Origin of the sequence: Paraburkholderia kururiensis, assembly GCF_034424375.1 — a bacterium.
In the GTDB taxonomy this organism is placed as follows: domain Bacteria; phylum Pseudomonadota; class Gammaproteobacteria; order Burkholderiales; family Burkholderiaceae; genus Paraburkholderia; species Paraburkholderia kururiensis_A.
The window spans coordinates 2541041-2564240 of sequence record NZ_CP139965.1; the positions used below are offsets into that span (position 1 = coordinate 2541041).

The 23200-nt window shown below is 64.9% G+C and carries 22 protein-coding genes; 12 read left to right on the forward strand and 10 right to left on the reverse strand.

From position 1 onward, the window contains the following. Positions 1-47 precede the first annotated feature (47 nt). The 3 genes from thrC to U0042_RS11385 all read right to left on the reverse strand — a co-directional run bounded on the left by thrC (position 48) and on the right by U0042_RS11385 (position 4229). Positions 48-1499, reverse strand: a complete 1452-nt coding sequence (thrC, locus tag U0042_RS11375) for a threonine synthase (protein WP_114810760.1) — start codon at positions 1497-1499, stop codon at positions 48-50. Between the two features lie 45 nt (positions 1500-1544). After that, positions 1545-2882, reverse strand: a complete 1338-nt coding sequence (locus U0042_RS11380; RefSeq protein WP_114810759.1) for a homoserine dehydrogenase — start codon at positions 2880-2882, stop codon at positions 1545-1547. A 99-nt stretch (positions 2883-2981) separates the two neighbouring features. Beyond that, positions 2982-4229 carry a pyridoxal phosphate-dependent aminotransferase gene (locus tag U0042_RS11385; RefSeq protein ID WP_114810956.1) on the reverse strand — a complete coding sequence of 416 codons (1248 nt, stop codon included), beginning with the start codon at positions 4227-4229 and terminating at the stop codon, positions 2982-2984. A 408-nt stretch (positions 4230-4637) separates the two neighbouring features. Here U0042_RS11385 and U0042_RS11390 point away from each other — a divergent pair, with 408 nt between their 5' ends. The 12 genes from U0042_RS11390 (at position 4638) to U0042_RS11445 (ending at position 18149) form a co-directional block, all read left to right on the forward strand. Next, positions 4638-5012, forward strand: a complete 375-nt coding sequence (locus U0042_RS11390) for an Mth938-like domain-containing protein (protein WP_114810758.1) — start codon at positions 4638-4640, stop codon at positions 5010-5012. A 355-nt stretch (positions 5013-5367) separates the two neighbouring features. After that, complete coding sequence (locus U0042_RS11395; protein WP_114810757.1) at positions 5368-7077, forward strand: glycosyltransferase family 39 protein; 1710 nt, start codon at positions 5368-5370, stop codon at positions 7075-7077. 128 nt (positions 7078-7205) lie between these two features. Beyond that, positions 7206-7577, forward strand: a complete 372-nt coding sequence (locus U0042_RS11400) for an SMR family transporter (RefSeq protein WP_114810756.1) — start codon at positions 7206-7208, stop codon at positions 7575-7577. A gap of 87 nt (positions 7578-7664) precedes the next feature. Continuing rightward, positions 7665-8825 carry a DegT/DnrJ/EryC1/StrS family aminotransferase gene (locus U0042_RS11405; protein ID WP_114810755.1) on the forward strand — a complete coding sequence of 387 codons (1161 nt, stop codon included), beginning with the start codon at positions 7665-7667 and terminating at the stop codon, positions 8823-8825. 162 nt (positions 8826-8987) lie between these two features. After that, a complete protein-coding gene (locus U0042_RS11410) occupies positions 8988-10064 on the forward strand; it encodes a glycosyltransferase (RefSeq protein WP_114810754.1) in 1077 nt (358 codons plus the stop codon). Next, entirely contained in the window at positions 10061-10996 is a 936-nt protein-coding gene (locus tag U0042_RS11415; RefSeq protein ID WP_114810753.1) for a formyltransferase, read from the forward strand. The genes U0042_RS11410 and U0042_RS11415 overlap by 4 nt, the downstream gene beginning before the upstream one ends. Further along, a complete protein-coding gene (locus tag U0042_RS11420) occupies positions 10993-12060 on the forward strand; it encodes a bifunctional UDP-4-keto-pentose/UDP-xylose synthase (RefSeq protein WP_114810752.1) in 1068 nt (355 codons plus the stop codon). Before U0042_RS11415 ends, U0042_RS11420 begins: the two co-directional genes overlap by 4 nt. 12 nt (positions 12061-12072) lie before the next feature. Next, positions 12073-12969, forward strand: coding sequence for a polysaccharide deacetylase family protein (locus U0042_RS11425; protein ID WP_114810751.1), 897 nt, complete (start codon positions 12073-12075; stop codon positions 12967-12969). A 194-nt stretch (positions 12970-13163) separates the two neighbouring features. Then, on the forward strand, positions 13164-13625 hold the full coding sequence (locus tag U0042_RS11430) for a peroxiredoxin (protein WP_114810750.1): 462 nt from the start codon (positions 13164-13166) through the stop codon (positions 13623-13625). Between the two features lie 351 nt (positions 13626-13976). Continuing rightward, positions 13977-15824: a PhoH family protein gene (locus tag U0042_RS11435; RefSeq protein ID WP_114810749.1), complete on the forward strand. Its 1848-nt coding sequence runs from the start codon at positions 13977-13979 to the stop codon at positions 15822-15824. Positions 15825-16088: 264 nt separating this feature from the next. Further along, a complete protein-coding gene (locus U0042_RS11440; protein ID WP_114810748.1) occupies positions 16089-17255 on the forward strand; it encodes a C40 family peptidase in 1167 nt (388 codons plus the stop codon). Positions 17256-17342: 87 nt separating this feature from the next. Continuing rightward, positions 17343-18149 (forward strand): SDR family NAD(P)-dependent oxidoreductase, encoded by an 807-nt coding sequence (locus U0042_RS11445; protein WP_114810747.1) that lies wholly within the window; start codon positions 17343-17345, stop codon positions 18147-18149. Between the two features lie 28 nt (positions 18150-18177). On the opposite strand, the gene U0042_RS11450 is transcribed toward U0042_RS11445, so the two are convergent. The 7 genes from U0042_RS11450 to rpsF all read right to left on the reverse strand — a co-directional run bounded on the left by U0042_RS11450 (position 18178) and on the right by rpsF (position 23090). Beyond that, positions 18178-19188 (reverse strand): inorganic phosphate transporter, encoded by a 1011-nt coding sequence (locus tag U0042_RS11450; protein WP_114810746.1) that lies wholly within the window; start codon positions 19186-19188, stop codon positions 18178-18180. A 12-nt stretch (positions 19189-19200) separates the two neighbouring features. After that, positions 19201-19827 carry a DUF47 domain-containing protein gene (locus U0042_RS11455; RefSeq protein WP_114810745.1) on the reverse strand — a complete coding sequence of 209 codons (627 nt, stop codon included), beginning with the start codon at positions 19825-19827 and terminating at the stop codon, positions 19201-19203. Positions 19828-19987: 160 nt separating this feature from the next. Beyond that, positions 19988-21373 (reverse strand): replicative DNA helicase, encoded by a 1386-nt coding sequence (locus tag U0042_RS11460; RefSeq protein WP_114810744.1) that lies wholly within the window; start codon positions 21371-21373, stop codon positions 19988-19990. A gap of 239 nt (positions 21374-21612) precedes the next feature. After that, the gene (gene rplI / locus U0042_RS11465) at positions 21613-22065 is read right to left on the reverse strand and encodes a 50S ribosomal protein L9 (RefSeq protein ID WP_114810743.1); all 453 of its coding nucleotides are present in this window, start codon (positions 22063-22065) and stop codon (positions 21613-21615) included. A 31-nt stretch (positions 22066-22096) separates the two neighbouring features. Beyond that, on the reverse strand, positions 22097-22372 hold the full coding sequence (rpsR, locus tag U0042_RS11470; protein WP_017776738.1) for a 30S ribosomal protein S18: 276 nt from the start codon (positions 22370-22372) through the stop codon (positions 22097-22099). Between the two features lie 2 nt (positions 22373-22374). Next, a complete protein-coding gene (gene priB / locus U0042_RS11475) occupies positions 22375-22674 on the reverse strand; it encodes a primosomal replication protein N (RefSeq protein WP_114810742.1) in 300 nt (99 codons plus the stop codon). Between the two features lie 44 nt (positions 22675-22718). Next, complete coding sequence (gene rpsF, locus U0042_RS11480; RefSeq protein ID WP_017776736.1) at positions 22719-23090, reverse strand: 30S ribosomal protein S6; 372 nt, start codon at positions 23088-23090, stop codon at positions 22719-22721. Between the last annotated feature and the right edge of the window lie 110 nt (positions 23091-23200).

Below are 23200 nucleotides of genomic sequence, written 5' to 3' on the forward strand. Positions count from 1 at the left end.
CTGAACCAACGCTTAATGGCCACACTGAGCGACCATCGAGTAGAGCCTCATTCGCCCGTGTGCGCGGCGATGAAGTCCTTCACGCGCTGCGCGTCGGCCGGCAGCACGTCGAACCGTTGCGGCAACGCTTCGAGCCCCACGAACGCGGCCGGACGCTGCGGCTCGCGCTGCAGCGCCTCGCGAATGGTCTCGCCGAATTTGACCGGCTGCGCCGTCTCCAGCACGATCATCGGCACGCCCGGCTGCAGATGCTCGCGCGCCACCTTGACGCCGTCGGCGGTGTGCGTGTCGATCATCGTTTCGTAGCGCGAGAACACGTCGCGGATGGTCGCGATGCGGTCTGCGTGCGTGCTGCGGCCGGACACGAAGCCGAACTCGCGCACGCGCACGAAGTCGCCGCTCGCGGCGAGGTCGAAGCCGCCCTTCTCTTCCACGTCGCGGAACAACTGAACCACGCGCGCCGGGTCGCGGCCCAGCAGGTCGTAGACGAAGCGCTCGAAGTTCGATGCCTTCGAGATGTCCATGCTCGGGCTGCTCGTATGCCACGTTTCGGCCGCTTTGCGCACGCGGTAGACGCCCGTGCGGAAGAACTCGTCGAGCACGTCGTTCTCGTTGGTGGCCACGACGAGCTGCTCGATGGGCAGGCCCATCATGCGCGCGATGTGGCCCGCGCAGACGTTGCCGAAGTTGCCCGAGGGCACCGTGAACGACACGCGTTCGTCGTTCGACTTCGTGGCCGCGAAATAGCCCGCGAAGTAGTAGACGACCTGCGCCACGACACGCGCCCAGTTGATCGAGTTCACCGTGCCGATCTTGTGCTTCGCCTTGAACGCGTGGTCGTTCGACACGGCCTTCACGATGTCCTGGCAGTCGTCGAACACGCCTTCCACCGCAAGGTTGAAAATGTTCGGGTCCTGCAGGCTGTACATCTGCGCCGTCTGGAAGGCGCTCATCTTGCCGTGCGGCGAGAGCATAAAGACGCGCACGCCGGCCTTGCCGCGCATCGCGTACTCAGCGGCGCTGCCGGTGTCGCCCGAAGTGGCGCCGAGAATGTTCAGCGTCTCGCCCGTGCGCGCAAGCGTGTACTCGAACAGGTTGCCGAGCAGTTGCATCGCCATGTCCTTGAAGGCGAGCGTGGGCCCGTTCGAGAGTTCGAGCAGCGCGAGCGGCGTGCCGTTTTCTATGCCGAGCTGGCGCAGCGGCGTGATGCGCGCGGCGTCTTCGCCGTCGCGCACGTTGCAGTACGTCTGCGCCGTGTAGGTGCGCCGCGTGAGCGCGCGCAGGTCGTCGTGGGCGATGTCGTCGGCGAATTTCGCAAGCACCTCGAACGCGAGATCCGCGTACGAAAGCGTGCGCCAGCGCGCGAGTTCCTCTGCGGTGACGCGCGGATACTCGCGCGGCAGATAGAGCCCGCCGTCTTTCGCGAGGCCGCCGAGCAGGATGTCGGAGAAGGAGTGACGCTCGCCGGCTCCGGCGCCGCGTGTGGAAACGTAATTCATGTGCGCTTTCCTGCGTAAGTTTCTGGAGCAGTCATGGGGCCGCGCTCAATCGAGCGCTTCCATGCGCAGCTTCGTGACCTTCGACACGACGGTCGTGAGCGCCTCGATTTGCGCAATCGCGGCGTTGATGTTCTTTTCGAGCGTCTCGTGCGTGATCAGGATGATGTCGGTCTCGCCGCGGCCGCGCTCGTCCACCTGCTCCGACTCCTTCTGCAGCAGCGCGTCGATGGAGATGCCCGTGTCCGCGAGGATGCGCGTGATGTTGGCGAGCACGCCCGTCACGTCCGCCACGCGCAGGCGCAGGTAGTAGCCGCTCGTGACTTCCTCAATGGGCAGGATCGGCGTGTTCGAGAGGCTGCCCGGCTGGAACGCCAGATGCGGCACGCGATGCTCCGGGTCCGCCGTATGCAGGCGCGTCACGTCGACGAGGTCGGCGACCACGGCCGAGGCCGTGGGCTCCGCGCCCGCGCCCTTGCCGTAATAGAGCGTGGTGCCCACCGCGTCGCCGTGCACCACGACTGCGTTCATCGCGCCTTCCACGTTGGCAAGCAGACGCCGCGCCGGAATCAGCGTGGGATGCACGCGCAGTTCGATGCCGCGGTCGGTGCGGCGCGCGATGCCGAGCAGCTTGATGCGATAGCCGAGTTCCTCGGCATAGCGGATGTCGGTGGCGGAGAGCTTGCTGATGCCTTCCACGTAGGCCTTGTCGAACTGCACCGGCACGCCGAACGCAATGGCGCTCATGATGGTGGCCTTGTGCGCGGCGTCCACGCCTTCGATGTCGAAGGTCGGATCGGCCTCGGCGTAGCCCAGCGCCTGGGCACCCTTGAGCGCGGTGGCGAAGTCGACGCCGCGCTCGCGCATCTCGGAAAGAATGTAGTTCGTCGTGCCGTTGATGATGCCGGCAATGTACTGGATGCGGTTCGCCGTAAGCCCTTCGCGCAGCGCCTTGATGATGGGGATGCCGCCCGCCACCGCCGCCTCGAACGCAACCATCACGCCCTTCGCATGCGCGGCCTCGAAGATTTCCGTGCCGTGCACCGCGAGAAGCGCCTTGTTGGCCGTCACGACATGCTTGCCGTTGGCGATGGCGCGCAGCACGAGTTCGCGCGCAATGCCGGTGCCGCCGATCATTTCAGCGATGATCGAGATGGAAGGGTCGTCGACCACGGCGTTGAAGTCGTCGGTAATGTCGACCTCTCCCGCGCCGCCAATCGTGGCGAGCGCGGCCGTCGCCTTGGCGGGATTGCGCACGGCAATGCGCGTGATCTCGATGCCGCGTCCCGCACGGCGTTTGATTTCTTCCTGATTGCGGCGCAGTACCGTGAAGGTGCCGCTGCCCACCGTGCCGAAGCCCAGCAGTCCAACTTTGATCGGTTCCATGCAGCGTGTGTTTCTAAGTGCGGGTTGATATGAAAGGGAACGGGCCGGGACAAGACAGCGGCACCCGTGGTGCCCGCCTGCGCCGGCCCGGGCTCCGGCTCAGGTTGCGTGACGCTTGCGGTAGCCGTCGAGGAAACGCGCGATGCGGTTGATCGAATCGGCGAGGTCGTCGACGTTCGGCAGAAACACCACGCGGAAGTGGTCGGGCGACTTCCAGTTGAAGCCGGTGCCCTGCACGAGCAGCACGCGTTCGGCGAGCAGCAGGTCGAGAATGAACTGCTGGTCGTTTTCGATCGGATACAGCTTCGGGTCCAGCCGCGGGAACATGTAGAGCGCCGCCTGCGGCTTCACGCACGTAACGCCGGGAATCGCCGTGAGCATTTCGTGCGCGAGCTCGCGCTGGCGAAAGAGCCGGCCGCCGGGCGCGATCAGTTCGTTGATGCTCTGATAGCCGCCGAGCGCCGTCTGGATCGCGTACTGGCCCGGCACGTTCGGGCACAGCCGCATCGAGGCGAGAATGCCGAGCCCTTCGCAATAGTCCCTGGCGCGCCGGCGGTTCTCGCCGCCCAGCCCCGAGAGGAACATCCAGCCGGCGCGGTAGCCGCACGAGCGGTAGCTCTTCGAGAGACTGTTGAACGTGACCGTGAGCACGTCTTCGGACAGCGCGCCGATCGACGTGTGCTCGCGGCCGTCGTAGACGATCTTGTCGTAGACCTCGTCGGCAAAAATGATGAGGCCGTGCTGGCGCGCGATCTCGATCAGACCGAGCAGCAGGTCATCCGGATAGAGCGCGCCCGTGGGGTTGTTCGGGTTGATCACGACGATCGCGCGCGTGTTCGGCGTGATCTTCGCGCGGATGTCGTCGAGGTCGGGCAGCCACCCGTTCGCCTCGTCGCAGATGTAGTGAACGGGCGTGCCGCCCGAGAGGCTCACGCCGGCCGTCCACAGCGGATAGTCGGGCGCGGGCAGCAGCACTTCGTCGCCGTCGTTGAGGAGGGCCTGCATCGCCATCACGATCAGTTCGGAAGCGCCGTTGCCGATGTAGATGTCGTCGAGTTCGACGCCGCGCACGCCCTTCTGCTGCGCGTAATGCATGATCGCCTTGCGCGCCGAGAACACGCCCTTCGAATCCGAATAGCCCGACGAATCGGGCAGGTTCAGGATCATGTCCTGAATGATCTCGTCCGGCGCGTCGAAGCCGAACGAGGCGAGGTTGCCGATGTTCAGCTTGATGATGCGATGACCTTCCTCTTCGAGGCGCTTCGCGTGTTCGAGCACGGGCCCGCGGATGTCATAGCAGACGTTCAACAGCTTGTTGGATTTGAGAATCGGTTTCACGGCGGGCAGATGAAGCAGTTGGAGGCCAGGAATTCGTCGGGGCAATGGCTCGGTGGCGCGGCAGGCTGTCCCCGTTGCCGGACCCGGCCTCACGGCGGCGCCCCACGATGGATGGGATGGCGAGCGTGAAGCGGTGCAATGGCGCGCGATGGGAGCCTTGGCTTGGGCGTTCGCGGTCCGTGGCTTGTGGCGGGCGGCGCGCGAGGCGGGAAGCGCCGCGGGGGCGGCTAAAAAGCTATAATTTAGCGGATTTTGTCGGACTTCCGCAATGCAAGAACCGCCGCGGCGCGCCGCGAGGCCGGCCCGGGCCAGCGCGAATCGGGCTAAACAGGCCTCGACCCATCCGCTTGCCGCGCACGAGCCCCAAGGCGGCACGTCCATTGCGGCCCAGCATTGCCCCTACCCGGAACACCGATTTTGAAATTACATCAGGACTCGAGCGGCGCGCTCAATACCGTCACGGGCTACGGCGCGGACTACGTCGACATCAACCTCCAACGTCACACCGGCAGCGTCATCGTGCAGCCCGACGCACCGGTCACCGCCTGGCCCGTCTCCTCGTTCGACGCCCTCACCCCCGAACTCTTCGAACAGTTGCTTCCGCTCTTGCCCGAAGTGGTCGTGTTCGGCAGCGGCGAGCGGCTGCGCTTTCCGCACCCGCGGCTCACGGCCGTGCTGACGGGCCGCGGCATCGGCGTCGAAACGATGGACTTCAAGGCGGCCTGCCGCACCTACAACATCCTCATGGCGGAAGGCCGCAAGGTCGCGGCAGCGCTGCTGATCGAAGCCTGAGCGAGCTTGCGCGAGGTTTGGACGAGGCTTGCGGAAAACCGGCCTGCGCGGCCCGGCCGGCGCGCCCATCGCCGTTCATTTTTCCGTCCTCGTGCCGCGATGGCGTAAACTGCGCGGCAATTCGCGACCGGCCGGCTTCGCCGCGGAAGGTCGAGCAACACCGTGAGCGCGCGGTTGCGCCGGAAGTCCGGCCATTACTCCGGTCGTCGGTGTGGCGCTTGTACCCGCTTTCACCTGCCGCAAGGCGGTGACGCGCAAGTGAAGCAGCCGTGAAGCGAAACACACCCGCCCATGCCGCATCGCCCGGACCGCCCGGCCCCTGTCATCTCCCGAACAACAACAGGTCATATCACCCATGAACGATACGCCGTCCCGGCTACCGCTCAATCGAACCGCCATCCTGCTGCTTGTCCTTGCGCTCGCAGTCATCTGGTTTGTGCCGCTCGGCTGGCGCCATCTGCTGCCGAGCGACGAGGGCCGCTACGCCGAAATGGCCCGCGAGATGTTCGTCACCGGCGACTGGATCACGCCGCGCTACAACGGCTACAAGTATTTCGAAAAGCCGCCGCTGCAAACCTGGGCGAACGCGCTCACGTTCGCGGCGTTCGGCATCGGCGAATGGCAGGCGCGGCTCTACACGGCGCTCGCCGGCTTCGCGGGCGTCCTGCTGATCGGCTTCACGGGCGCGCGCGTGTTCAACGCGGCGGCCGGCGTGTTCGGGGCGCTCGTGCTGGCCACGTCGCCGTACTGGAACCTCATGGGCCACTTCAACACGCTGGACATGGGTCTGTCGTTCTGGATGGAACTCACGCTTTGCGCGTTGCTGCTCGCGCAGCGTCCCGGCCTGCCAAGGAATCAGGCGAGGCTCTGGATGTGGCTCTGCTGGGCGGCGATGGGCCTCGCCGTGCTCTCGAAGGGACTCGTCGGCGTAATCCTGCCCGGCGCCGTGCTGGTGCTCTACACGCTCGTCTCGCGCGACTGGGCGCTCTGGCGGCGGCTTTGCATCGTGAGCGGGATTGTGGTGTTTCTCGCCGTCGTACTGCCCTGGTTCGTGCTGGTGCAGGACCGCAACCCCGAGTTCTTCAATTTCTTCTTCATCGTCCAGCAGTTTCGCCGCTATCTGACCCCGGAGCAGAATCGCCCGGGCGCGTTCTACTATTTCGTGCCCGTGCTGCTCGTCGGCTTCCTGCCGTGGCTTTCGGTCGCGGCACAAAGTCTGCGCCACGCGCTGCGGCTGCCGCGCCAGCCGAACGGCTTTTCGCCGGTACTCGTGATGGTGGTCTGGACGGCGTTCATCTTCCTTTTCTTCAGTGCGTCGCATTCCAAGCTGCTCTCGTACACGCTGCCCATCGCGCCGCCCATCGCGCTCATGATCGGCCTGTATCTGCCGCTCGTGCCGCGCGAGTCGTTCCGGCGCCATCTGCTCGGCTACGCGGTGTTTCTCGTTGCGGCGGCGATTGGCGCGCTGTGGCTGTCGCGGCTGGGTGACGCGCGCAATCCCAACGAGTTGTACCGCGCGTTCCAGGTGTGGGTGGAGGCCGCCATCGCGGTCGCGTTCGTGCTCACGCTCGTGGCGCTGTGGCTGGTCCGCGGCCCCAGCCGTGGCAACGCAGCGAATGGCAACCGCGGCGCCGGTATCGGCGCGGCTGCCGTCGCCTTCGGCACCGCCTGGCTATTGCTCGGCACGATTGCCGGCACCGGCCACGACGTGTTCGGCCGCCTGAGTTCGGGCGCGCCGCTCGCGCCCGCCGTGAAGGCCGAACTCGCGAAGCTGCCGCCCGACACGCCGTTCTATTCGGTCGGCGTGCTCGATCACACGCTGCCGTTCTACGTGGACCACACGATGATCATGGTCGAACACCCGGACGAACTCGCGTTCGGCGTGAGCGTGGAGCCGCAGAAATGGGTGCCGACCATCGACGAATGGGTGCGGCGCTGGAAAGCAGACCGTTACGCGTTGGCCCTGATGTCCCCGCAGCGTTACGAACAGTTCGCCGCGCAAGGTTTGCCGATGCGCGTGGTCGCGCGCGATCTGCGTCGTGTAGTGGTCGAGAAACCGTATTGAGGCCCGGCCGGCTCCACGATGCCGGCCGGTTGCCCTGCACTGACAAGCCCTGACAAACTCCTGAAAGCCGCGGAAACGCCCTGAAATCCGGCGAAACCCGCTCAAACCGAGGAAATGGATACCCTCCGATGAATCCCGTCTCGCTCGTTTGCATCCTGGCCGGCGTTGCCCTCAACGCCTGCGCCCAACTGCTGCTCAAGGCCGGCGTCAGCGCCGTTGGACACTTCGAATTCACCCGTGCGAACATCCTTCCGGTCGGGCTCAAGCTCGCCATGCAACTGCCCATCATCGGCGGCCTTGCCTGCTATGTGGTGAGCGTGGTCGTGTGGATTCTCGGGCTGTCGCGCGTGGACGTCTCCGTCGCCTATCCCATGCTCTCGCTCGGCTACGTCGTCAACGCGTTCGCCGCGTGGTATTTATTCGGCGAAGCGCTGACGGTCCAGCGGCTCGTCGGCATCGGCATCATCCTGATCGGCGTGTTCATCCTGGCGCGCAGCTAGCGCGCCGCTTAAGCTTTTCGTAAGCAGCCGGCCGTCATCCTTGCAGGTCGCACCCTTTTTCTTCGAATCCAGGCACCCAAGCCAACCATGACCCAGCCAACCGACTCGTCCTTGCCGTTCCTGCCGTTCGTGCGTCCCGAAATCGACGAAGCCACCATCGCCGGCGTAGCCGACGTGCTGCGCTCGGGCTGGATCACGACCGGCCCGCAGAACGCCGCATTCGAAGCCGCGCTCTCGGAATTCTGCGGCGGCCGGCCGGTGCGCACGTTCAACTCCGGCACCGCGACGCTCGAAATCGGTCTGCGCATTGCCGGCGTGGGTCCCGGCGACGAAGTCATCACCACGCCCGCGTCGTGGGTCGCCACGAGCAACGTGATCCTGGAGGTGGGCGCGACGCCCGTGTTCGTGGACATCGATCCGCGTACCCGCAACATCGACCTCGAGCGCATCGAAGCCGCCGTCACGCCGCGCACGAAGGCGCTCATTCCCGTCTACCTCGCGGGCCTGCCCGTGGACATGGACCGCCTCTACGAGATCGCGCGCCGCCACAAGCTGCGCGTGATCGAAGACGCGGCCCAGGCGCTCGGCTCCACGTGGCACGGCGAGCGCATCGGCAAGCTGGGCGACATCGTCTCGTTCAGCTTCCATCCGAACAAGAACCTGACGTCGATCGAAGGCGGCGCGCTCGTGCTCAACAACGAGGACGAAGCCGTGCTCGCGCAGAAGTACCGGCTGCAAGGCATCACGCGCTCGGGGCTCGACGGCATGGATTGCGACGTGCTGGGCGGCAAGTACAACCTCACCGACGTCGCCGCACGCGTGGGCCTTGGCCAGATGCCGCATCTCGCGCGCTTCACGGCGCTGCGCAAGGCGCTCGCGCGGGCCTACTTCGCCGGCTTCGAAGGCGGCGCCGCGGTACGCCTGGGCGTGGGCCTGCCCGTCGCGGATTTCGAGAACAGCAACTGGCACATGTTTCAGATCACGCTGCCGCTCGAGCGGCTCTCGATCAGCCGCGGCGAGTTCATGGAGCAGTTGAAGGCGCGCGGCATCGGCTCGGGCGTGCACTACCCGGCCATCCACCTGTTCACGCTGTACCGCGCGCGCGGCTTCAAGGAAGGCATGTTCCCGCACGCCGAGCGCTTCGGCGCGAGCACGGTCACGCTGCCCCTCTTCACGCAGATGACCGCGGACGATGTGGCGCGCGTGTGCCGCGCCGTGAACGAAATCTGCGAAGCCTGCGCGAAGTAAAGCAGGCGAATGCAACCGAAGTACGTCGGGCCGCCGCAACGGCCCGACGCGCTGAACCAGGCGCAAGACCTGGGAACCGCCCTCCGCGAACGGCAACCTGCGTGGAAACCGGAGTGGAGACGGATGGAAGCGCAAACCACTGGAAACGGAAAACAACGACACATGAGTCATACCGAACCTCGCTCCTCGCTGCTGGAGCGGACCGAACGACCCGAGGTCTCGATCGTCATCCCCGTCTACAACGAGGAAGCCGGACTCGCGGCTCTGTTCGCGCGTCTTTATCCGGCGCTCGATGCGCTCGGCACCGGCTACGAAGTGATCTTCGTAAACGACGGCAGCCGCGACCGCTCGGCCGCGATGCTCGCGGAGCAGTTCCGCGTGCGCCCCGACACCACGCGCGCCATCCTGCTCAACGGCAACTACGGCCAGCACATGGCGATTCTCGCGGGCTTCGAACACGCGCGCGGCGACATCGTCATCACGCTCGACGCCGACTTGCAGAACCCGCCCGAAGAGATCGGCAACCTGGTCGCGAAAATGCGCGAGGGCTTCGACTACGTGGGCACCATCCGGCGGCAACGCCAGGACTCGCTGTGGCGCCGCAAGGCGTCGCGCGCGATGAACCGGCTGCGCGAGCGCATCACGCGCATCAAGATGACAGACCAGGGCTGCATGCTGCGCGCCTACAGCCGGCACATCGTCGATACGATCAACCGCTGCGGCGAAATCAACACCTTCATTCCCGCGCTCGCCTACACCTTCGCGCAGAACCCCGTGGAAATCGAGGTAGGCCACGAGGAGCGCTTCGCGGGCGAATCGAAGTACTCGCTCTACAGCCTGATCCGGCTGAACTTCGATCTCGTCACGGGCTTTTCGGTGGTGCCGTTGCAGTGGCTCTCGTTCATCGGCGTGATCCTGTCGCTCGGCTCCGCCGCGCTTTTCGTTCTGCTGCTGATTCGCCGCTTCATCATCGGCGCGGAAGTGCAAGGCGTGTTCACGCTGTTCGCCATCACGTTCTTCCTGCTCGGCGTGATCATCTTCGCGCTGGGGCTGCTGGGCGAGTACATCGGACGCATCTACCAGCAGGTGCGGGCGCGTCCGCGCTATCTGATCCAGACCATTCTCGAGGACCGTGACGCGCAGGCCCTGCGCGCAGCCGGCACGGCGAGCGCGGGCAGCCCGTCCATCGTTTCCGCCGCTCCTACCGCTTCTTTTGCCGATCCGGGGCCGAATCCATGAAACCGCGTGCTGTCGTATTCGCGTATCACAACGTCGGCGTGCGCTGCCTGCAGGTGCTGCTGGCGCGCGGCGTGGACGTCGCGCTGGTCGTCACCCACGAAGACAATCCCGCCGAGAACATCTGGTTCGGCAGCGTTGCCTCGGTGGCGGCCGAACACGGTGTTCCCACCATCACGCCCGCCGATCCGAAGAGCGCGGAGCTGCGTGCGGCCGTGAGCGCCGCGCGGCCCGACTTCATCTTCTCGTTCTATTACCGCCACATGCTGCCCGCCGACCTGCTCGCGCTCGCCGCGCGCGGCGCGTATAACATGCACGGCTCGCTGCTGCCGAAGTACCGCGGCCGCGTGCCGGTCAACTGGGCGGTGCTCAACGGCGAAACCGAAACCGGCGCAACGCTCCACGAGATGGCGGCGAAGCCCGACGCGGGCGCCATCGTCGCCCAGACGCCCGTGCCGATCCTGCCCGACGACACGGCCGCACAGGTGTTCGACAAGGTGACGGTTGCGGCCGAGCAGACGCTGTGGCGCGTGCTGCCCGCGCTGCTCGCGGGCGAGGCGCCCCATCTGCCCAACGACCTCGCGCACGGCAGCTATTTCGGGGGCCGCAAGCCCGAAGACGGCCGCATCGACTTCACGAAGCCGGCGCGCGAGGTCTACAACCTGATTCGCGCCGTGGCGCCGCCCTACCCGGGCGCCTTCACCGACCTCGACGGACAGCGTTTCGTGATCGCCCGCGCACGGCTCGCGCCGCCGGGCGCCGCCCCCGCGGATTTGCCGCCGGGCCTCGCGGTAAGCGATAATGCCCTCCTCGCGATCTGCGGCGACGGCCGTGCGATCGCCGTTCATGAATTGCGGCACCAGCACGACGGCATCGAGACCGTCGTCACGCCGGCCGGATTCGCCCAGCTCATTCATTCTTCCCGTCATTCATGAAAACCGAAGGTTTCGCCAAAAAAGTCCTGATTCTGGGTGTCAACGGCTTCATCGGCCATCACCTGTCCAAACGCATTCTCGAAACCACCGACTGGGAAGTCTTCGGGATGGACATGCAGACCGAGCGCCTCGGCGACCTCGTGAATCATGAGCGGATGCACTTCTTCGAAGGCGACATCACGATCAACAAGGAGTGGGTCGAATATCACGTGAAGAAATGCGACGTGATCCTGCCGCTCGTCGCGATCGCCACGCCCGCCACCTATGTGCAACAGCCGCTGCGCGTGTTCGAACTCGACTTCGAGGCGAACCTGCCCATCGTGCGTTCGGCCGTGAAGTACGGCAAACATCTGGTGTTCCCCTCGACCTCCGAGGTGTACGGCATGTGCACCGACGAGCAGTTCGACCCGGACGCCTCGTCGCTCATCTACGGCCCCATCAACAAGCCGCGCTGGATCTACGCGTGCTCGAAGCAGCTGATGGACCGCGTGATCTGGGGCTACGGCATGCAGGAAGGGCTCAACTTCACGCTGTTCCGTCCGTTCAACTGGATCGGACCGGGCCTCGACTCGATCTACACGCCGAAGGAAGGCAGCTCGCGCGTGGTCACGCAGTTCCTCGGCCACATCGTGCGCGGCGAGAACATCAGCCTCGTGGACGGCGGCGCCCAGAAACGCGCCTTCACCGACATCGACGACGGCATCGACGCGCTCATGAAGATCATCGAGAACAAGGGCGGCATGGCCTCGGGCAAGATCTACAACATCGGTAATCCGTCGAACAATTACTCGGTGCGCGAGCTCGCGAACAAGATGCTTGCACTCGCCGCGGAGTACGCGGAATACGCGGATACGGCAAAGCGCGTGCAGCTCGTGGAAACGTCGTCGGGCGCGTACTACGGCGCCGGCTACCAGGACGTGCAAAACCGCGTGCCGAAGATCGACAACACGATGCAGGAACTGGGCTGGGCGCCGAAGGCTACCTTCGACGACGCGCTCCGCAAGATCTTCGAAGCGTATCGCGGCCACGTCGCCGAGGCGCGCGCCCTCGTCGAGCAGCAATAAGCGGGACACGCCTTGGCCCGTATCGTCCTGAAGATCGACGTCGACACGCTGCGCGGCACGCGCGAAGGCGTGCCGAATCTCGCGCGCATCTTCGATCGCTTCAAGGCTCGCGCCACGTTCCTGTTCAGCCTCGGCCCGGATCACACGGGCTGGGCGCTGCGTCGCGTCCTGCGGCCGGGGTTTCTCAAGAAGGTGTCGCGCACGTCCGTGGTGGAGCACTACGGCGTCAGGCAGTTGATGTACGGCGTGCTGCTGCCAGGCCCTGACATCGGCGTGCGCGCGGCCACCGAGATGCGCGCTATCCACGAAGCCGGTTTCGAGTGCGGCATCCATACGTGGGACCACGTCTACTGGCAGGACAACGTGCGCAGCCGCTCGCGCGAGTGGACCGTCGCACAGATGCAGCAGAGCCACGCGCGCTTCGTCGACGTGTTCGGCACGCCGCCCGTCACGCATGGCGCGGCCGGCTGGCAGATGAACGATGCAGCCTTCGAGCAGATCGACGCGTGGGGCATGCACTACGCGTCCGACGGACGGGGGCATACGCCCTACCGGCCGGTCGTGAACGGTCGCACGCTCTCGCATGTGCAGATGCCCACTACGCTGCCCACGCTCGACGAAGTGCTCGGCGTGGACGGCATCGACGAAGGCAACGTCGCGGAGTGGATGCTCGAGCGCACCGAGAACAATCCCTGCGACCAGGTGTTCACGCTGCACGCCGAACTCGAAGGCCAGAAGCTTGCGCCCGTGTTCGAAGCGCTGCTTGCAGGCTGGCGTGCACAAGGTCACACGTTCGCCACGATGGGCGACTACTACGCGACGCTGGACCGCAACGCGCTGCCATCGTACCCTGTCACGTGGGGCGAAATTCCCGGCCGCTCCGGCGAGTTGATCGTTCAGCCCGATTGACTGTCGATCGATTCCCGATCGATTTCAGGTCGATCCCGCCGCTTCAGCAAGCCCGTTTGACCGCAGCACGCGCGCCTCGCCACGAGGTACGACGCGCCGTGCCTGCCGGCCGTTCCCCCTCCCGATGTGCGGCCTCCGCGGTACCGTCGCGCGGCGCACGTCGTCCGTCATAAAACCAACAACCGGAGAAACACGTGCCCATCGCAGTCGACCAACCCGTCCCCGACTTCACCGCTCAGGCGACTGGCGGCGATTTCACGCTTTCCAGTCTTCGGGGCAAGAAGGTGGTGCTGTATTTCTATCCCAAGGACAACACGCCGGGCTGCACGACCGAAGGCCTGCAGTTCCGCGACCTGTATCCGAAATTCAAGAAGGCCGGCGCCGAGATCGTGGGCGTATCGCGCGACAGCGTGCGTTCGCACGACAACTTCAAGGCAAAGCTGGAACTGCCGTTTACCTTGGTATCGGATGCCGATGAAGCGCTCTGTTCGCTCTTCGGCGTCATCAAAATGAAGAAAATGTATGGCAAAGAGGTACGTGGAATCGAGCGCTCCACTTTCCTCATCGACGGGCAGGGCGTGCTTCGCCGGGAGTGGCGCGGCGTGCGCGTGCCGGGCCATGTCGATGAAATCCTGGAGGCTGTACAAGCGCTTTGAGGCGCGTTATATTGGGTTGCAATGAGTGCCTGTCCACCCCATTCTTTTCGCAGTCGTACCCGCCGCCGTCCGGCAGTTCAGTCCGCCGACGCTGATGCCGCGAGGTACGACGCGACAATGGTAGTAGTCGAGCCGCTTGCCTCGCTCACCGAGGCAGCGGCTTTTTTGTTTGCGCCCCGCCGGAGCTCTCTCCGGTCACGCGTCTTTCCCAAGGAGCCCATCGAAAACCAGGCGAACCGGCATTTTCAGACCTGAGCGCGCCGCGATACGTCTTCATCGAATGCCTACCCGGCGTTCGCATCAAGGCGCAGACGGCGCACGATACTCGACCCGATTTTTTCGAGGGACACCATGCCTTTGCCTACCCCACCCAGCAAACTCGGCAACCTGCTGTCGCCTGACGAGTACAAGGCCAAAGCCCGCCCCGCAAAACCGGTGAAGAAGCAGACGGCCGAAGGGGATTTCACCGATACGGCCGAATACGGCGCGGCCAGCGTCGCCATGCCGATGACCGAAGCGGCAAACGCCGCCACTACCTTGCGGCAAGTACCGCTGCCTTCGGCGCCCGCTGTGGCCGCCGCGCTCGAGCCCGTGGCGCCGGCGCCGCGCGGCCGCAAGAAACAGACAGCCGCGTTGCTGCAACCTCTTGCAGCCGAAGACGACCTCGAAGCGCCTGCCGCACCGCTCGCGCCCAGCACGCCCGTTGCGCGTAATGGAAAATCCGCGCCGGCCGAGGCGCGAACCGGCGCCGCGCCGCGCGCCCAAGGTTCGCGCAAGAAACGCGTTCATCCCGAAGAGGCGACGGAAGTCCGCAAGCTCTTCGTGCTCGACACCAACGTGCTGATGCACGACCCCACCTGCCTCTTCCGCTTCGAGGAGCACGACGTCTATCTGCCGATGATGACGCTCGAAGAACTCGACAACCACAAGAAGGGGATGTCGGAGGTCGCGCGCAACGCACGTCAGGTGAGCCGTACGCTCGACTCGCTCGTCGCGAACGCCGGGCCGATTACCGAAGGCATTCCGCTGTCGCGTCTCGGCAGCCTCGAAGCGCTTGGGCGCCTGTATTTCCAGACGCAGCTCACGGAGATCGAACCCGTCGAAGGGCTGCCGCAAGGCAAGGCCGACAACCAGATTCTCGGCGTAGTGCGCGCACTTCAGCGCGACCGTGAAGACCAGCTCGTCGTGCTGGTGTCGAAAGACATCAACATGCGCATCAAGGCGCACGCGCTGGGCCTGCCCGCGGAAGACTACTTCAACGACCAGGTTCTCGAAGACAAGGACCTGCTCTATACCGGCATTCGCGCCCTGCCCCAGGACTTCTGGACGAAGCACGCGAAGGGCATGGAAAGCTGGCAGGACACCAAGACCGGGACCACGTATTACCGTGTGACCGGACCGCTCGTCGCGTCGATGCTCGTCAACGAGTTCGTGTACCTGGAGCCGCAGAACGGCGAGCCCGCGTTCCATGCGATCGTGCGCGAGCTCAACGGCAAGACGGCGCTGCTGCAAACCCTGCGCGACTATGGGCACCACAAGAACAACGTGTGGGGCATCACGGCGCGCAACCGCGAGCAGAACTTCGCGCTAAACCTGCTGATGGATCCGGAGATCGACTTCGTCACGCTGCTTGGCCAGGCCGGTACCGGCAAGACGCTCGTCGCGCTCGCCGCCGGCCTCGCGCAGGTGCTGGACGACAAGCGCTACAACGAGATCATCGTGACGCGGGCAACCGTGCCCGTCGGCGAGGACATCGGCTTTCTGCCCGGCACCGAAGAGGAAAAGATGCAGCCGTGGATGGGCGCATTCGACGACAACCTCGAAGTGCTCCAGAAGACCGACGACGCCGCCGGCGAATGGGGTCGCGCGGCGACGCAGGAGTTGATCCGCTCGCGGCTCAAAGTGAAAAGCATGAACTTCATGCGCGGTCGCACCTTTGTGGACAAGTACCTGATCATCGACGAGGCACAGAACCTCACGCCCAAGCAGATGAAGACGCTCGTCACGCGCGCGGGTCCCGGCACGAAGATCATCTGCCTCGGCAACATCGCGCAGATCGATACGCCTTACCTCACGGAAGGCAGCTCGGGCCTCACCTACGTCGTGGATCGCTTCAAGGGTTGGGCGCATAGCGGCCACGTCACGCTCGCGCGCGGCGAACGCTCGCGTCTCGCGGACTACGCCTCGGACATTCTGTAAGCCGCGCGTACCCTGCTGCTGCCGGTTGCCCCTTAACGCCAGCCTCACCAGGAACCGCATTCGGGTCGCCGGATGCGGTTCTTTTTTTGCCCGTCCATAGAAACGTCGATCGACGCCAAAAAGCGCGGCCGGCGCAACGGCAATACAACACTTAGCGCGTAAACTTCACGTAACTTATGAGGATTTCTTGCCGCAGCCGCGCCGCACGGGCTACCATCGGCACATTCCCATGTCCCGCGCGCCTCCCGGGCGTTCGCTTGCGCCATGCTCCGTCTCTGGATTGCCCTGCTGATCGCGCTGCTGCTGGCGGCGTGTTCGAGCCCGCCACAGCGCGTCGCGCGCGCAACAGGCGGCTCGGGCGCATCCGGCGACGCGTTTCGCACAAGGCCGCCGGGCCTGCCAAACTTCGTCGACCACAGCGTGGGGCGCGAGGAAATCTCGATCCAGGCCATGAGCCTTGTCGGCGTGCCCTACCGCTGGGGTGGCAATACGCCGGACAGCGGCTTCGACTGCAGCGGACTCGTGCATTACGTGATCGCCCGTGCAGCGTCGGTGAATCTGCCGCGCACGACGGCGGAAATGAGCGGGCGCGGCGAATCCATCGAGCCTGACGAGATCGCGCCGGGCGACCTCATCTTCTTCAACACCACCGGACGGCCGCACTCGCACGTCGGCATCTATGTCGGCAAGTTGCGGTTCGTGAATGCGCCATCCACGGGCGGCACGGTGCGCCTCGATTACCTGACGAACCCTTATTGGGCGAAGCGCTTCGACGGTATTCGCCGGGTCGCGCCACCGAAGACGGCGCCCACGCCATTCGACGCCCCGAGTTATGAGGCTTCGACGACGCCGGCCCAGCGCGGTCCGGCGCCGCGGGTGGTGACCGCTGTTGCGCCGTCGTCGGCACCGGCTCGCGTGGCTGCGATTGCGCCGGAGCCTCGCGCGGCGGCAAGCGTGGCGCCTTCGATCGCTCCGGCGCAAGGCTACCAACCGTATCCGCAGGACACAGGCCGCACCAGCACGACTGCGGGCTCCGCTGTCGCGACGTCCGCTGATGCATTTGAGCCGCCCCCGCCCCAGATGAGCGCGGCACAGCGACAGGCTCAGGCGGCAGGCGCGATTGCGCCGTCGACGGCCGTTACGTCGGCAACGCAAGCTCAAGTTACGACAGGCACAGCGTTCGACCCATCCGGCAACCGGGCAGCAGACACAGCCGCCAGCCGATCGGCCGATCCCATCGATGCCGCTGCCGACGCGTTCGAGCCGCCTCCGCCGGCAGCTGTCGCGGCCCGTCAGGCGCAGCAAGCCCATGCCACAGGCGAAGCAACGGACGTGCAGGTCATGCGCGCATCCACGGCATCGCGCGGCACGCCCGCGCCCACCCAATCCGGCGACGATCCCATCGCGCGCTTTGCCAACGGCAACTTCTAGGCGATCCGCACCGCCCGGTTCGCACGCGGTCGTCCGCAGGCTCTGCTATCGTTGCGCCGTAGCGTTCCTCGCGCGGAGGGTGACACGATGGATCTCGAGCTTCGCAACAAGGTGGTACTGGTCACAGGCGGCAGCAAAGGCATCGGCCTCGCCTGTGCCCGCGCGTTCGGGCGCGAAGGCGCCAAAGTCGCGATCGTCTCGCGCGACCCCGCGAATCTGGCACGAGCTCGTGAACAGCTGGCGTCCGAAGGCCTGCATGTCCATCTGACGCGCGCCGATCTGCACGAGCCGCACGCCGTAGCCGATCTGGTGGAGGACGTGACCACGTCGGTCGGACCCATCGACGTGCTGATCAACAGCGCCGGCGCCGCCCGGCGCTACGACCCCGAAACGCTCGATGCCGCCGCATTCAAGGCGACCATGGAAGCCAAATATTTCCCGTACGTCTACACGCAGCAGGAGGTGCTGCGGCGCATGGTGGAACGCGCGAAATCAGACGGCGCCGAAGACGCGGGCGCGATCGTGAACATCATCGGGATGGGCGGAAAGATCGCGAGCGACATCCATATCGCGGGCGGCGCGGCCAATGCGGCGCTGATGCTGGCGACCGTGGGACTCGCGCACTATCACGCCCGCTACGGCATCCGCATTAACGCGATCAACCCCGGCGCCACGCTCACCGAGCGGCTTCAGGAAGCGCTTCAGCTCGAAGCGGCGCAGCAAGGGCTGAGTGCGGACGAGGCCCTGGCGCAAGGCCAGAGCAAAGTCCCGCTCAAACGCTTCGCAAAGCCGGAGGAGATCGCCGAGGTCGCGCTCTTCCTGGCGAGTCGGCGTGCGAGCTACGTCACGGGCGCGATCATCCCTATGGATGGCGGTACCGCGCCCCTGATCTGAACGGGCGGCGAGCGCCGCCCGGGCGGGGCTACAGGAAACGATGCCCCAGCCACCATCCTGCGGCGGCCAATACGGCGGACGCCGGAATGGTCAGCACCCAGGCCCAGACGATATTGCCGGCGACGCCCCAGCGCACCGCACTCAGCTTCTGCGTGGCGCCCACACCGACAATGGCGCCGGTGATGGTGTGCGTCGTCGAGACCGGAACGCCCATCGACGAGGCGATGAAGAGCGTGAGCGCCCCGCCCGTCTCGGCGCAGAAGCCGCCCACCGGCTTGAGCTTCGTGATCTTCTGGCCCATGGTGCGCACGATGCGCCAGCCGCCGAAGAGCGTGCCGAGCCCCATCGAGAGATAGCAGAGCCCGATCACCCAGATGGGCGGCGCATCGGCCGTCACGGACGCGTAGCCCGTGGCGATCAGCAGCATCCAGATGATGCCGATGGTCTTCTGTGCGTCGTTGCCGCCGTGGCCGAGGCTATAGAGTCCCGCCGAAATCAGCTGCAGGCGGCGGAAACGCCGGTCCACCTTGCTGGGCGGCGTGCGGAAATAGATCCACGACACCGTGAGCATGAAGAACGAGCCCAGCACGAAGCCGAGCAGCGGCGAAATGAAGATGAACGCCACGGTCTTCAGAATGCCGTCGACGTTCAGCGCGCCCCACCCCGACTTCGCGAGCGCGGCGCCCACGAGTCCGCCGATCAGCGCATGGGAAGAACTCGACGGAATGCCGTAGTACCACGTGACGAGGTTCCAGCCGATCGCGCCCATCAGCGCACCGAACACCACGTAGTGGTCCACGATGCCGGGGTCGATGGTGCCCTTGCCCACGGTCTGCGCGACCTTGAGGTGAAAGATGAAATAGGCGATGACGTTGAAAAGCGCGGCAAACGCGACGGCTTGCTGCGGCTTGAGCACGCCCGTCGAGACGACCGTGGCGATCGAATTCGCCGCGTCGTGAAAGCCGTTCATGAAGTCGAACACGAGCGAGATCATGACCAGCATGGCCACCGCCCAGATTGCGAGTTGTATCGAATGCATCGTCGAGTCCGCTCAGGCGTTTTCCAGCACGATGCCTTCGATGATGTTCGCGAGGTCCTCGCACTTGTCGGTGATCGACTCGAGCAACTCGTAGATCGCCTTGAGCTTGATGAGCGTCTTGACGTCATCTTCCTCGCGGAAGAGCTTCGACATCGCGGTGCGCAGCACGGCGTCCGCTTCGGATTCGAGCCGGTCGATCTCCTCGCACGCCTTGAGGATCTGGCGCGCCTGCTTCATATCCGAGAGCAGTGCGACGGCGTTCTTCACCTGCGCGCTCGTGGCCGAGCAGATGTGCGCGAGCTGGCTCGCTTCCGACGTGACCGATTGCACGTCGTAGAGCCAGATCGCCGTGGCGACGTCCTCCATCAGATCGAGGATGTCGTCCATCGTGGTGATGAGCTTGTGGATTTCGTCGCGGTCGAGCGGCGTGATGAAGGTCTTGTGCAGCAGGTCGATCGCTTCGTGCGTGAGCTTGTCGGCGGCCTTTTCCGAAACCTGGATGTTCTGCTTGTGGACCTCGGCTTCCCCGAGGTTGTCGATCAGAAGCTCGAGCTCGCGGCTCGCGGAGACGATGTGCTCTGCATGGGCGTTGAAAATTTCAAAGAACTTGCCCTCGGTGGGCATGAATCGACCGAACATGGGAGTCCTGTAGTGGAATCAGGGTGCTGACACAAAAGTGCAATATTGTACCGTCGCAACCCTGGGCACGCACCCGTCCCATGTCGTACCGCGGCGTTCTTGCCACGGCTTGGTGCAAGAAGCACCTTGAGCGTGAGTTCAAGGCGCCACTAAAGCGCCCTCATTCCCCACCGTAGAAATTCTGCGGGCCAGCGAAGTTGTCGAACTTGGTGAACTGGCCGTGGAACGTGAGACGCACCGGGCCGATCGGACCGTTACGCTGCTTGCCGATGATGATTTCCGCGGTGCCCTTGTCCTGGCTGTCCGGGTTATACACCTCGTCGCGGTAGATGAAGAGAATCACGTCCGCGTCCTGTTCGATAGCGCCCGACTCGCGCAGATCCGACATCACCGGGCGCTTGTTCGGCCGCTGCTCCAGGCCCCGATTGAGCTGCGAGAGCGCGATCACGGGCACGTCCAGCTCTTTGGCGAGACTCTTGAGCGAACGCGAAATTTCGGAGATCTCGGTCGCGCGGTTCTCGCCCTGCGACGAGCCGCTCATCAGCTGGAGATAGTCGACGATGATGAGCCCGAGCTTGCCGCATTGCCGCGACAGACGCCGCGCACGCGAGCGCAGTTCCATCGGGTTGAGGCCACCCGTTTCGTCGATGAAGATTTGCGCCTCGCTCATTTTCTGCACGGCGTGCGTGAGCTTCGGCCAGTCCTCGTCGGTGAGACGACCGGTACGCATGCGGTGCTGGTCGAGCCGGCCCACGGAGCCGAGCATCCGCATGATGAGTTGCGTGCCCGGCATTTCCATCGAAAACACGGCAACCGGCAAGCCATACTCCACGGCCACGTATTCGCCGATGTTCATCGAAAAGGCGGTCTTACCCATCGAGGGCCGGCCCGCCACGATGATCAGTTCGCCGCCGTGCATGCCGGAAGTCATGCGGTCGAGGTCGACGAAACCGGTGGGCGTGCCCGTCACGTCGCTCGGATTGGCCGTGTGGTACAGCGTGTCGATGCGCTCCACCACCTGCGTGAGCAGCGGTCCGATTTCGAGGAAGCCCTGAGTGCCGCGCGCGCCGTCTTCGGCAATCGAGAACACCTTGGCTTCGGCCTCGTCGAGCAGTTGCCGAACTTCCTTGCCCTGGGGATTGAATGCGTCGGCCGAAATTTCGTCTGCGACCGACACGAGCCTGCGCAGCACGGCACGATCGCGCACGATTTCCGCGTAGCGGCGGATATTGGCGGCACTCGGCGTGTTCTGCGCCAGCGCGTTCAGGTAGGCGAGACCGCCTACTTCGTCCGCCTTGCCCGAGGTGCCGAGCGCCTCGTAGACCGTGACCACGTCGGCCGGACGCGAGCCCGCAATGAGCCTGCCGATGTGCTCGAAAATGATCCGGTGGTCGTAGCGGTAGAAGTCGCTCTGGGAGAGAAAGTCGGCGATCCGGTCCCAGGCGCCGTTGTCGAGCAGCAGACCACCGAGCACCGACTGCTCGGCCTCGATCGAATGCGGCGGGACTTTCAGCGACTCGATTTGGGGATCTTTCGGTGCATTCATGGTCGGCAATTATCGACGAAATCCGGAGCGGCGGGAACCGGTGCGGGCGCCGTCCCAACGAAGCGCGACAGCAGCCGGAAGCCCCCGGAAGCGGCCGAAGAGAAGCGAAAAAGGGGAAAGCGGAGAAGAAAAAAGGCAGAAGCCGAACAACGGCTCCTGCCTTGGTGTACTGCGATGCTAACGGCCGGCGTGCGAAGCAAACCCGCGAGGCAAACGCCCGCGACCGGCCGCCGCCGTCTTTAGACGTGCTCGCCGAGCACCGACACGGTGACGTCGACCACGACGTCCGTGTGCAGCGCGACTTGCACCGGGTGGTCGCCGACCATCTTCAGCGGACCTTCCGGCAGGCGAACCTGCGCCTTCTCGACTTCGAAGCCTTGCTTCTTGAGCGCTTCGGCGATGTCGGCGTTCGTGACCGAGCCGAACAGACGGCCGTCCACGCCGGCCTTCTGCGCGATCTGCACGGTCAGACCGGCCAGCTTCTCGCCTTGTGCCTGCGCGGCTGCCAGCTTTTCGGCGGCGACCTTTTCGAGCTCGGCGCGGCGCACTTCGAATTCGGCGATGGCCTCCTTCGTGGCACGACGGGCGCGCTTTTGCGGGATCAGGAAGTTACGTGCGTAACCGTCCTTGACCTTAACGATGTCGCCCAGGTTACCCAGATTGACGACCTTTTCCAGAAGAATGATTTGCATTCGGATGCTCCTTGTTGCGTCGTCGTTCGGGTTAAGCCTTGTGCTGGTCGGTGTACGGCATCAGCGCGAGGAAACGCGCGCGCTTGATCGCCGTGTCCAGCTGGCGCTGGTAGTGCGCCTTCGTACCCGTGAGACGCGCCGGCGTGATCTTGCCGTTTTCGCCGATGAAGTCCTTCAGCGTTTCGATGTCCTTGTAGTCGATCTGCTCGACGCCAGCTGCCGTGAAACGGCAGAACTTCTTGCGCTTGAAGAGCGGGTTCTGTTGCTGACGACGCTTGTCGAATTTCTTGCCAGTCGGGCGGGCCATGTTCAGTCCTTTCCTGTGTACTGCAGTTCTGTGATGTGAAACACCAGGGTTCGCGCGTTGCGGCTCTTCTTCGCAAGAAAACCGGTGAAGAGCGCTTCGACGCCCATCTCGCAGCTTTCCAGCTTGCCGCTCGCCTCGCCGGCCGCCACGGCCGGCATCGTCAGTTCGATCTGCCGGGCAATGCCGGCTTCGACGACTTCGGCGTGGTGCTGCAACGTACAGCTTGCGATCGGAACGCCGGCCGGGGTGTACCGCACCGGTTCGCGTTCAACGATGGTTGCCGTGAGCTGCAGCCTGTTCACGTGGGCCGTGAGCGAAACGCTTCCCTGATGGCTTGTGCTCTCTCTTAAGCCTGCGCTTCGGAAGGCTGGGCAGCCGCCTTGCGGGCTTCTTCGCGCTGCACTTCCTTCATCATCGGCGACGGGCCGGTTTCAGCCTTCTTCATCTTGACGATGAGGTGGCGCAGCACGGCGTCGTTGAACTTGAACGCGTGTTCCAGCTCGTCCAGCGTGGGCTGGTCGCATTCGATGTTCATGCAGACGTAGTGAGCCTTCGCGAGTTTCTCGATCATGTAGGCCAGCTGGCGACGGCCCCAGTCTTCGATACGATGGACCTGGCCGCTGTGCGACGTGACCATGGACTTGTACCGCTCGATCATCGCGGGCACCTGTTCGCTCTGGTCCGGGTGCACGATGAAGACGATTTCGTAATGACGCATACACACTCCTTGTGGATAGAAGCCACCCGGGCGTCGGAACCGGTGTGGCAAGTGAGAAGCCGGAGAGTGTAACCCGAATGGCCGGGGCACGCAAGGATTGCGGAGAATTG